This is a genomic window from Streptomyces albidus (ex Kaewkla and Franco 2022), assembly GCF_013870515.1.
Lineage (GTDB): Bacteria > Actinomycetota > Actinomycetes > Streptomycetales > Streptomycetaceae > Streptomyces > Streptomyces albidus.
The window spans coordinates 20,208-29,263 of sequence record NZ_JACBXA010000053.1; the positions used below are offsets into that span (position 1 = coordinate 20,208).

Consider the following 9,056-nt stretch of genomic DNA (forward strand, 5'->3'; position numbering starts at 1 on the left):
ACGTCACGGCGTGAGGGCCTCCACGAAGCGGTACTTCTCACCGCTGCCCGAGGCCCGCGGACGCAGCAACTCCACCAGGGCCAGAGGCCGTCCGACCGGCTCCCCCGTGTCCGGGTCGAAGGCGATCTCACCGCTCACCCCGCGCACCCGCGACCTGCCGTTCGTCTGCTCCAGCATCGCCAGCACCATGCGCGGGGTGACGCGGCGTGTTCCGTACACGTCCACAGCCGTACGGGCGGCCTTGCCGACGGTGTACGTCGCGTCGTGGCCCATCATCGCCTGGCCGCTGTTCAGCGCGGAGACCGGACCGCCGACGTGGCGGCGGTAATCGCGTGCGAAGTCGGCGAAGGGGCCGGCGTCCTCACCGCCGTACACCTTCGCGGAGACCTTCGGATGGGCGTAGGCGGTGTAGTACACGGTCAGTTCGCCGTGCTGCCAGCGCGAGCGCAGCCGCTGGAGTTCCGCGCGGTGCCGCTTGCCCTTGGTGTCGAAGTAGACGCCCAGAGCGCTGGAGCCGGAGATCACCGTCGTACGGCAGCGGCGGCCGCCCTCACCGGCCGCCTCGATGAACCGTCTCAACTCCCGTCCGCGGCCCGCGAAGAAGACCACGTCAGGCGGATCGCCGTCACAGACCCTGTCCGCGGCCAGCGAGAGGGCGTTGCCCGTGGGTGAGCCGCCCGCATCGTCCCCGGAGCGGTAAGGGACGACCTCGTCGTCGACCTTCAGCCGCTCACGACGGGCCGCCGCCTTGAAGTCCCGGTAGAGCGAGGTGTTGTAGGCGTCCTCCTCGTTGCCGTCCCTGACGATCTGCACGCGATGACCGGGATGCTTCTTCTGCTGCTCCTTCATCCACCGCGCGGCGGCACCCGTCTGGTCGCGGTTGGGGAAGGAGACCCGGTAGAAGCCGGCCTTGCTCGAACTGAGGCCGTCCGCCGCGACCGTGGCGCCGACCATCGGCAGCCCCGCCTCACGGAGCCGCCGTACCGCGGCCTTCGTACGGTCGTTGCTCTGCCCCAGCCCCGCCACCGCGACGAGGCGTTCGCGGCGCCTCTCCGCCGTCAGCTGCTCCACCACGGTCTCCCAGTGCCGGTCGCCGCTCCCGGTGTTGGCCAGCAGCAGCCGCACCTTCGGCAACGTGGCGCCCTCGGCGTTCAACGAACGCTGCGCGAGGTAGGCCCCGCCCAGGGCCTGGAGCGTGGTCTCCGCACCACGGTCCCCGGAGCCGCCCGACATCGCCTCCACGTACGCGACCGCGACCGAAGGCTCCCCCGACTTCTCGACCTTCCTGTTCTCCGCGAGGATCTTCCTGCTCAGCGCCCGCGTGTTCCCGAAGGCGAAAGCGCCGTCCGTCACGCCCACGCACTCACCGCCGGACACCTCCCGCACGCCTTCCCCGCACTGCCCGGCCTCCTCCACCGCGTACCTGCCCGCCGGCACGGCGACCGCCAGGACGAGCAGCGCGGCGAGCGACATCAGCCCCCAGCGCCTCGGCGGCCTCGGCGGTACGAAAACGCGCTCGCTCACAACCACGGCTCCTTCCCGTACTGCTTGGCCTTCCGCAGCAGTACGGACGTCCACTGCACGCTGTCCGCGTGCACCGCAAGCGTGTGGAAACGGGCCTGGATCTCCCCGTACAGCTCCGCACGCGGATCCCCCAGCGGATCCCGGTAGGGATCGCCGACCCGGTCCGTGCCGGGGTCGTCGGGCGGCTCCGGCCCCAGCCACACCGCGGCGAGCAGCCGCGTGACGGTCCGCAGCCGCTGGTCGACGGCCCCCTCGTTGAGGTGCGAGACGAGCCGCTCGTACCGCTCCCACAACGGCTGCCCCGAAGGCCCGCCGAGACCGTGCAGCGGAGCCCGCCTCAGCCGGCACAGCTCCGCGCACCACTCCTCGGGGGTCAGCCGGTCGACCGCCCGGTCCAGATGGCCCGCCGCCGTCGCCAAGTCACCCGCCGCCAGGGCGTGATAGGCCGCTCCCCCGTCATCGTCCGCGGCCGCGGCCCGCTCACCCAGGGCCGCGTGGACGGCAGCCCGGTCACGGGCGCCCGGAGAACCGTCCGAAGTCCCGTCGCCGGAACGCGGAGCGGGGACCGAGGCGAGCCGCCGCAGCAGCAGGAAGCGCAGCAGCGGATGCGGGGTCTCCGGCGGTCCGTCGACGCTCTCATCCCCGCGATCGAGGTGCATCGTGCGCAGCACGTCGGTGCAGAAGTCGTGGAACTCGTCCTGACAGCGCGCATCGGCCTCGGCCCACAGCACGGCCCCCGACTGCGCCTGTGCCAGATCGACCGCAGCCGCACCCCGCGCCAACGCCGCCGTCAGCTCACCGCTCGCATCGATCGGCAACAGCCGCTCCAGCAGCGAGCCGACCAGCGGAGCGTCCGGCTCCAGACTCCGCCGGATGCGGTCCTCCCAGCCGATGTCCCCCGCGTGCTCCAGCAGAGCCGCCAACAGCTGCGCCGTACCGGCCGGATGGCCGCGGGTGAGCTCGTGCACCACCCAACCCAGCCACTGCACACCGTTGTCCGCCGCGGGCGGTGCGATCTGCCTGCCCGCCGCCGACCGCAGTACCTCCTCCGCCTGCCGCTCCACCTCGCGCCGCGCCAGGTCACGGAGGCGGCCCACCACGAGGCCCTTCACGACCTGCTCCGGACGGAACCTCTCCTGGTCCTCGGGCCAGCGGCCCGGCAGCACGCCGGGCGGCCGGGGACCGCCGAACGCGAAACTCTCCAGCGCCGCCGGATAGCTGCCCGCGGTGGCCAGCACCAGCAGCGGATCGGGGACTTCGGCCTTCCTCCGTGCGTCCAGCAGCGCCCGGAGGAAGTCGTTGCCCAGCGGACTGTCCACGTTGTCCAGCAGCACCAGGCACTGCGTCGTACGGCGCAGGTCGCCCTCCTGTGAGCCGTACGCCCGTCGCAGGTCGTCCAGGAACGCGTCGAACAGCACCGACTCGGCACGCCGGCGCTCCGCCAGCTCACGGTCTCCGTAGCGCTGATTGAGATCGATGAGGAAACCGTCCACGGATGCGCTGCTGTCCGCGGTGCGCCGCCGGATGCGGGCGAGGCGCCAGCGCATCCGCAGCCGCACCCAGTGCCGCTGCCAGTGCGGCAGCAGCGGGAGCGCGGCAGTGACGACAGTGGGCGCGCCGAGCACCGTGGCCGCGAACTGCGCCAGCTGGTTGATCACTTCGGTCCGGCTGCCGGGCGGACCGACGAGCGCCTGCTCCATCTGCCGTACGGCCTCGTCCCGGTCCGCCGCGTCCATCCGCGCCGCGACCGCGATCGCCAGCAGGCCGAAGGAGGGGAAGCGCAGACGCGCGAAGTCCCGCTTCTTCGCATTGAGCTGGAAGACGAGCGCGGCCAGGACGTCGATCGGCTTGCGCCCCTCCCTCCCCAGCGTCGCCAGGTCGAGCCGGGCCACCGGCGCCCGCCGCGCCCAGTCCCCCAAGTGCCGCAGCACCGTGGTCTTCCCGCTGCCGCGCGGGCCGAGGAGCAGCGTCGCCGGCAGGTCGGGGCGGGAGCGCGGTTCGCGCACCAACAGCTCACGGACGTAGGCCTCCACTGCCCTGTCACGCCCGGACTCCCCAGCCCACTCCTGCGGCATCCCGCTCCCCCTCGGCCCCCGCGATCCGCCTGCTCCGGAGCGCTGCCTAAAGGATGCTCCAATTCCCGTACGCAGCAAGGACTTCGACCAGCCAACCGGAGGTCGGAATCATCACGCGCCGGCCGGGTCGCCGTCCCTCTCGGGAACCGGCGGCGGCCCCGAAGGCGCGGGAATCCCCGACAGGACGGGGATGAGCGACTTCTCCTCGAAGTCGAGGTGCGCCGTCAGCTCGTGCGACATCCGCTCCAACTCCGCGCGGAACGCGCCAGGTTCAGCTGTGCCGATCCCCTCCAGGAGCGACAGCAGCTCGCCCTGGATGCGGGCGACCGTACGGTGTTCGTCGCGCAGCCGGTCGAGGGCGGATGCCAGATGGGGGTACTCGCGTGCGAGTGCGGGGAAGACGTGCGCGTCCTCGCTGCCGTGGTGGAACTCCAGCGACTCGCAGAACGCCAGGCAGTGCTGCCGCAGTTGAAGGCCGAGCCCCGGCACGGGAGCCGTGACGCCGCTGCCGCCGGACTCCTCGTGTGCGGCCCGCGCGGCGAAGTGGGCGTCGGCCTCGGCCCGTACGTGCTGCAACTGCGACCGCAGCCATGTGTGGATCTCCACGAGCTTCTCGCCGAGGTTCGCCGCCTCCCCGGCGCCCGCCTGGGCGTCCGGCTCGGACCGCTCCAGGACGACGACCGGGAGCGTCCGGCTGGTTTCCGCCTGGTACGCGGCGAATCCGGGCGCCGAGTCGATGACCCGCTCGAACAGCCGGTCGCGGCGGGCCCCTTCAGCAGGGACGGCGACCGCTCCGTACACCTGGGTGCCGATCTCCACGCGCACCATCGGATGTGCCAGCAGGTTGTGGTACCAGGCGGGATGCCGGGGTGCGCCACCGGCGGAACCGACCACCAGCAGCAGCTCCCCGTCCCGGACGTAGCCGAGCGGGACGGTGTGCTCCGCTCCCGACCTCGCGCCGGTGGTCGTCAGCAGGAGGAGATCACCGCCCTCGAAGGGGCCGCCGACCCTCCCCTCCTTGGCTCTGAACTCCTCGATCACGGACTGATTGAACGATGTGGGCATACGCGTCGGATCTCCAAAGACGTACGCGCCCGCGGCGGGCGCGGTGATGGTGGATGAACGGTGCTGCGTCACAGCACGCGGCGCGCGTACGCGGACCTCTCCGAAGGGCGGGGCGTCATGGACCACACCGACCGCGGACGCCTTCGTGGAGACGTCCGTGTCGAGCCGGTGGAGCTGCGCGTCAGGCAGCAGCGGTGAACACCGCGCGGGGAAAGGAACAGCGCGCGCAGGCACTCACGTCAGACGCAGGGTGCGGAGTAAGAACTCACGGCATCGCCCCCAGGTGAAAGGTGCCGCACGAACACCGGCCGGCCCACAGCTCTCTGACCGGCGTCACACGACACGCGCACCATTACAGGCAACCTGCCGTCAGCTGTCAACGCATTTGCCCACTTGGGGAGTTATGGGCCGAGGTGGCGGTGGTCCGTTCCGCCCTCGCGCCGGCCGCAAGGTGATGAAGCGGATGCTGCACCGGGCGGCAGAGAGCGCTCCGGCCACGCCGTGCCCGGACTCTCTACGCGCGCCTGTCTCCCCCGTCCGGGACCCGCACGAGGGCCTCACGGGGCACCTCGCGGCCTCCCCTCAGCCGACCCGGCCCAGGAGCACGGACACCTCCACGTGCTCGGTGAACCTCTCCTCCTGCGGCAACGCCTCGCGGATGCCGTCCGCGAACGCCGGTCGGCGGGACGGCGGGGGCAGCTGGTTCGCCGGGATGGCCGAGTAGAGGCTGCCGATGAGTTCTTCGAAGGTCAGCTCGTCGTCGTAGGAGACCGTGGTGGTCCGTACGTCGGCGTACCCGACGGCTTCGAGAGTCCGCGCGTAGCGCAGCCGGTCCTGCTCAGCGGTGCCGCACGAGGCGGTCAGCTCGGTTTCGAAATGCCGCTCCAGGCGCATCCGCAGAGCACGGGACCAAGCCGAGTCCTGAAGCCACAGCGGTGTGCCGTTCGCGACGACGGCGACACCTCCGCCGGCGCGGAAGAGCGGTAACAGCTCCCTGAAGAGATCCTCGTGCCGCATCCAGTGGAGGGCCTGTCCCACGACGGTCATCGCGAGAGACGGCGCGCGCCCCAACAGGGCGCCGAGGGCAGGGACGTCGGAGTCCGCGCCGAGAACCCAGGTGGCGTTGCCGACCCCTTGCCGGAGCGCCGCCTCGCGGGCGAGACGCAGCATGTCGGGTTCCGGGTCCATGCCGATGACGGACCGGACGCGGGAGGCCAGCGGAACGGCGAGCTGCCCGGTGCCGCATCCGAGGTCGAGGACGAGGTCGTCCGGGTCGAGCGCGAAGTACTCAGCCAGAGCATCGAGGACCTGCTCCGGATAGCCCCGCCGGAACCGCGCGTAGTACTCGGCCACGTCACCGCTGAATCCAACCGTCATGAGTGCACTCTCCCCGGCCGCGCCCGTGCGGAACAGCGGGATCGCCGTGGGCTGAACGGCGTTCGGGGCAACTCGACGAAGCAACTCCCCGCGCGGGGCGGTTGGTTCGGTTCTGCAGGTCTCACCCTTCGCGTCGGAGAGCGCGTCCAGCTCGTGACGCCGAAAACCCCTGGCATGACCTGCGACCCGCCATCAGGCTGGACGGATGATCCGTGTCAGGACTGCCTCGAAGGATGACTGCACGCTTCTTGCGGACCTGAACGCCGTCGTTCACGACCTCCATGTGCATCACAGGCCCGACCAGTTCGTCGCGCAGCCGGAGAAGAGCCGACTCGAAGCCCTCTTCCGTGACTCCCTCGATGAACCCTCCGTGAGCATCTTCATCGCTGAACTGCCCGCGGGGAAGGCCGTCGGATATGCCTTGGCCCGGATCGTGAAGCGGGAGCGCAGCACGCAGATCGAGGCGGACCCGTCCGTCAGGCTGGAACAACTCGCCGTGTCCCCCGAAGCCTCGCGCAACGGCGTAGGCACCGCCCTCGTCAGGCAACGCGCAGCATCGGACGCGCAGCCGGTTGCCGGCGGTTGGTGACTGACGTCTGGCACTTCAACGAGTCAGCCCGGTCCTTCTACGAGGCGTCAGGGATGGCGGTGATGACGCAGCGGCTCGAACAGAGCCTCTGAGCCCACAGGGGAGTCACACAACACGGGCGTGACCGTGCCACCTTGCTGTCCGGGGCGTCCCTCCCACAGAACGCGCGGTGGTGGGCCCCGCGTCAGGGCAGGGCGAGGACGCAGAACTCGTGGCCCTCCGGGTCGGCCAGGCACGTCCACGGGACGTCGCCCTGGCCGAGGTCGAGGTCGGTGGCGCCGAGCGCCCGCAGCCGGGCCACCTCCGCTGCCTTGTCGTCACCGGGATACGGCAGCAGGTCGAGGTGGACGCGGTCCTGCACGGTCTTCGCGCCCGGCGTGCGGAGGAACTCGAGATACGGGCCGGCTCCCTCGGCGGAGCGCAACACCGCCTGATCGTCGGTCACCTCGTGCAGGGTCCAGTCCATCGCCCCGTCCCAGAACCGGGCCATGGCCCGCGGATCCGCGCAGTCGACCACCACAGCGGCGATCGGCCCGGTGTCCCGGTAGACCTCCCGAGGCTCCAGCACGCAGAACTCGTTGCCCTCCGGGTCGGCGAGGACCGTCCACGGCACGTTGCCCTGGCCCACGTCGACGGGTGTCGCGCCGAGAGCCTTCAGGTGCGCGACCAACTCCGCCTGATGAGCCGCAGAGGTGGTGGCGAGATCGAGGTGCACTCGGTTCTTTGCCGTCGTCTTGGCTTCGGGGACGGTGACGACGTCGACGCAGACGACGACCGGGTCCGGCCAGACGAAGCCGACCGGGGCGACGAGTGTGGTCACGCCGGATTCCCCGCTGGAAACACCCCAGCCGAGCGCCTCCGCCCAGAACCGGCCGACCGCCGAGTGGTCAACGGCCTTGATGTTCACCTGAACAGGGCGCAGTGCCATGCCGGCGATCCTATGCACCAGCTCTTCCACGACAGCCGCACGTGCCGCGGTCGAACAGGATCAATGCGCGCACCACGGCCGGGCACAAGTCAGGTCTCGTCACGCTGACTCGGCAAGGAATGAAGCGAGGCCCGAGCCCCTGCCGTCCGCCCGGTCACGTCTGCGCCATGTCCACGAAGCGCGAATAGTGCCCCTGGAAGGCGACCGTGATCGTCGCAGTCGGACCGTTACGGTGCTTGGCCACGATCAAGTCGGCCTCACCCGCTCGCGGCGACTCCTTCTCGTACGCGTCCTCGCGGTGCAACAGCACGACCATGTCCGCGTCCTGCTCGATCGAACCGGACTCACGGAGGTCGGAAACCATCGGCTTCTTGTCCGTGCGCTGCTCGGGACCACGGTTGAGCTGGGACAGCGCGATCACCGGGACCTCCAGCTCCTTCGCGAGCAGCTTGAGGTTTCGGGACATCTCCGAGACCTCCTGCTGACGGCTCTCCGGGCGCCTCGAACTGCCCGTCTGCATCAGCTGGAGATAGTCGATCACGACCAGCTTCAGATCGTTCCGCTGCTTCAGGCGGCGGCACTTGGCCCGGATCTCCATCATCGACAGGTTCGGCGAGTCGTCGATGTAGAGGGGCGCCTCCGTCACACCCGGCATCTGCCGGGCCAGCCGCGTCCAGTCCTCGTCGGTCATCGACCCCGACCGCATGTGGTGCAGCGCCACCCGGGCCTCGGCCGAGAGCAGCCGCATCGCGATCTCGTTCCGCCCCATCTCCAGCGAGAAGATCACGCTGGGCATGTTGTGCCTGATCGAGCAGGCGCGTGCGAAGTCCAGCGCAAGAGTCGACTTACCCATGGCGGGCCGGGCCGCGATGACGATCATCTGGCCCGGGTGGAGGCCGTTCGTCAGCGAGTCCAGGTCCGTGAAGCCCGTCGGGACGCCCGTCATCTGACCGCTGCGGGAACCGATCGCCTCGATCTCGTCGAGAGCGCCCTCCATGATGTCGCCCAGCGGAAGGTAGTCCTCCGACGTGCGTGCCTCGGTGACGGCGTAGATCTCCGACTGGGCGGAGTTGACGATGTCGTCGACGTCGCCGTCGGCCGCGTATCCCATCTGCGTGATGCGGGTGCCCGCCTCCACGAGACGGCGCAGCACGGCGCGCTCGTGGACGATCTCGGCGTAGTACTCGGCGTTGGCCGCGGTGGGGACCGTCTGCACGAGGGAGTGGACGTATCCGGGGCCGCCGACGCGGGCGATCTCGCCGCGCCGGGTGAGTTCGGCGGTGACCGTGATGGGGTCGGCGGGCTCGCCCTTGGCGTACAGGTCGAGGATCGCCTGGTAGACGGTCTCGTGGGCGGGGCGGTAGAAGTCGTGGCCCTTGAGGACCTCGACGACGTCGGCGATGGCGTCCTTGGAGAGCAACATGCCGCCGAGGACGGACTGTTCGGCTTCGAGATCCTGGGGCGGAACACGTTCGAAGGAAGTGGGGGCGGACGGCGG

8 protein-coding genes are annotated in these 9,056 nt (G+C 70.4%); 2 read left to right on the forward strand and 6 right to left on the reverse strand.

What is annotated here, in order from left to right:
• Positions 1 to 3 precede the first annotated feature (3 nt).
• The 3 genes from H5J26_RS11560 to H5J26_RS11570 form a co-directional block, all read right to left on the reverse strand.
• Positions 4 to 1,524 carry an ABC transporter substrate-binding protein gene (locus H5J26_RS11560; RefSeq protein WP_181765705.1) on the reverse strand — a complete coding sequence of 507 codons (1,521 nt, stop codon included), beginning with the start codon at positions 1,522 to 1,524 and terminating at the stop codon, positions 4 to 6.
• On the reverse strand, positions 1,521 to 3,599 hold the full coding sequence (locus H5J26_RS11565) for an ATP-binding protein (RefSeq protein WP_181765706.1): 2,079 nt from the start codon (positions 3,597 to 3,599) through the stop codon (positions 1,521 to 1,523). Before H5J26_RS11565 ends, H5J26_RS11560 begins: the two co-directional genes overlap by 4 nt.
• A 111-nt stretch (positions 3,600 to 3,710) precedes the next feature.
• A complete protein-coding gene (locus H5J26_RS11570) occupies positions 3,711 to 4,664 on the reverse strand; it encodes a nitroreductase/quinone reductase family protein (protein ID WP_181765707.1) in 954 nt (317 codons plus the stop codon).
• Between the two features lie 60 nt (positions 4,665 to 4,724).
• On the opposite strand from H5J26_RS11570, the gene H5J26_RS11575 reads away from it, so the two are divergent.
• Positions 4,725 to 4,862, forward strand: a complete 138-nt coding sequence (locus tag H5J26_RS11575; protein ID WP_181765708.1) for a hypothetical protein — start codon at positions 4,725 to 4,727, stop codon at positions 4,860 to 4,862.
• A 384-nt stretch (positions 4,863 to 5,246) separates the two neighbouring features.
• On the opposite strand, the gene H5J26_RS11580 is transcribed toward H5J26_RS11575, so the two are convergent.
• On the reverse strand, positions 5,247 to 6,041 hold the full coding sequence (locus tag H5J26_RS11580) for a class I SAM-dependent methyltransferase (protein ID WP_181765709.1): 795 nt from the start codon (positions 6,039 to 6,041) through the stop codon (positions 5,247 to 5,249).
• A gap of 205 nt (positions 6,042 to 6,246) precedes the next feature.
• Here H5J26_RS11580 and H5J26_RS11585 point away from each other — a divergent pair, with 205 nt between their 5' ends.
• A complete protein-coding gene (locus tag H5J26_RS11585; protein WP_181765710.1) occupies positions 6,247 to 6,630 on the forward strand; it encodes a GNAT family N-acetyltransferase in 384 nt (127 codons plus the stop codon).
• Between the two features lie 184 nt (positions 6,631 to 6,814).
• On the opposite strand, the gene H5J26_RS11590 is transcribed toward H5J26_RS11585, so the two are convergent.
• Together H5J26_RS11590 and dnaB are read right to left on the reverse strand one after the other, a co-directional pair.
• Positions 6,815 to 7,558: a VOC family protein gene (locus tag H5J26_RS11590; protein WP_181765711.1), complete on the reverse strand. Its 744-nt coding sequence runs from the start codon at positions 7,556 to 7,558 to the stop codon at positions 6,815 to 6,817.
• A 154-nt stretch (positions 7,559 to 7,712) separates the two neighbouring features.
• Positions 7,713 to 9,056 (reverse strand): replicative DNA helicase (dnaB, locus tag H5J26_RS11595; RefSeq protein ID WP_181765712.1); only part of this gene is annotated, 1,344 nt, incomplete at its 5' end.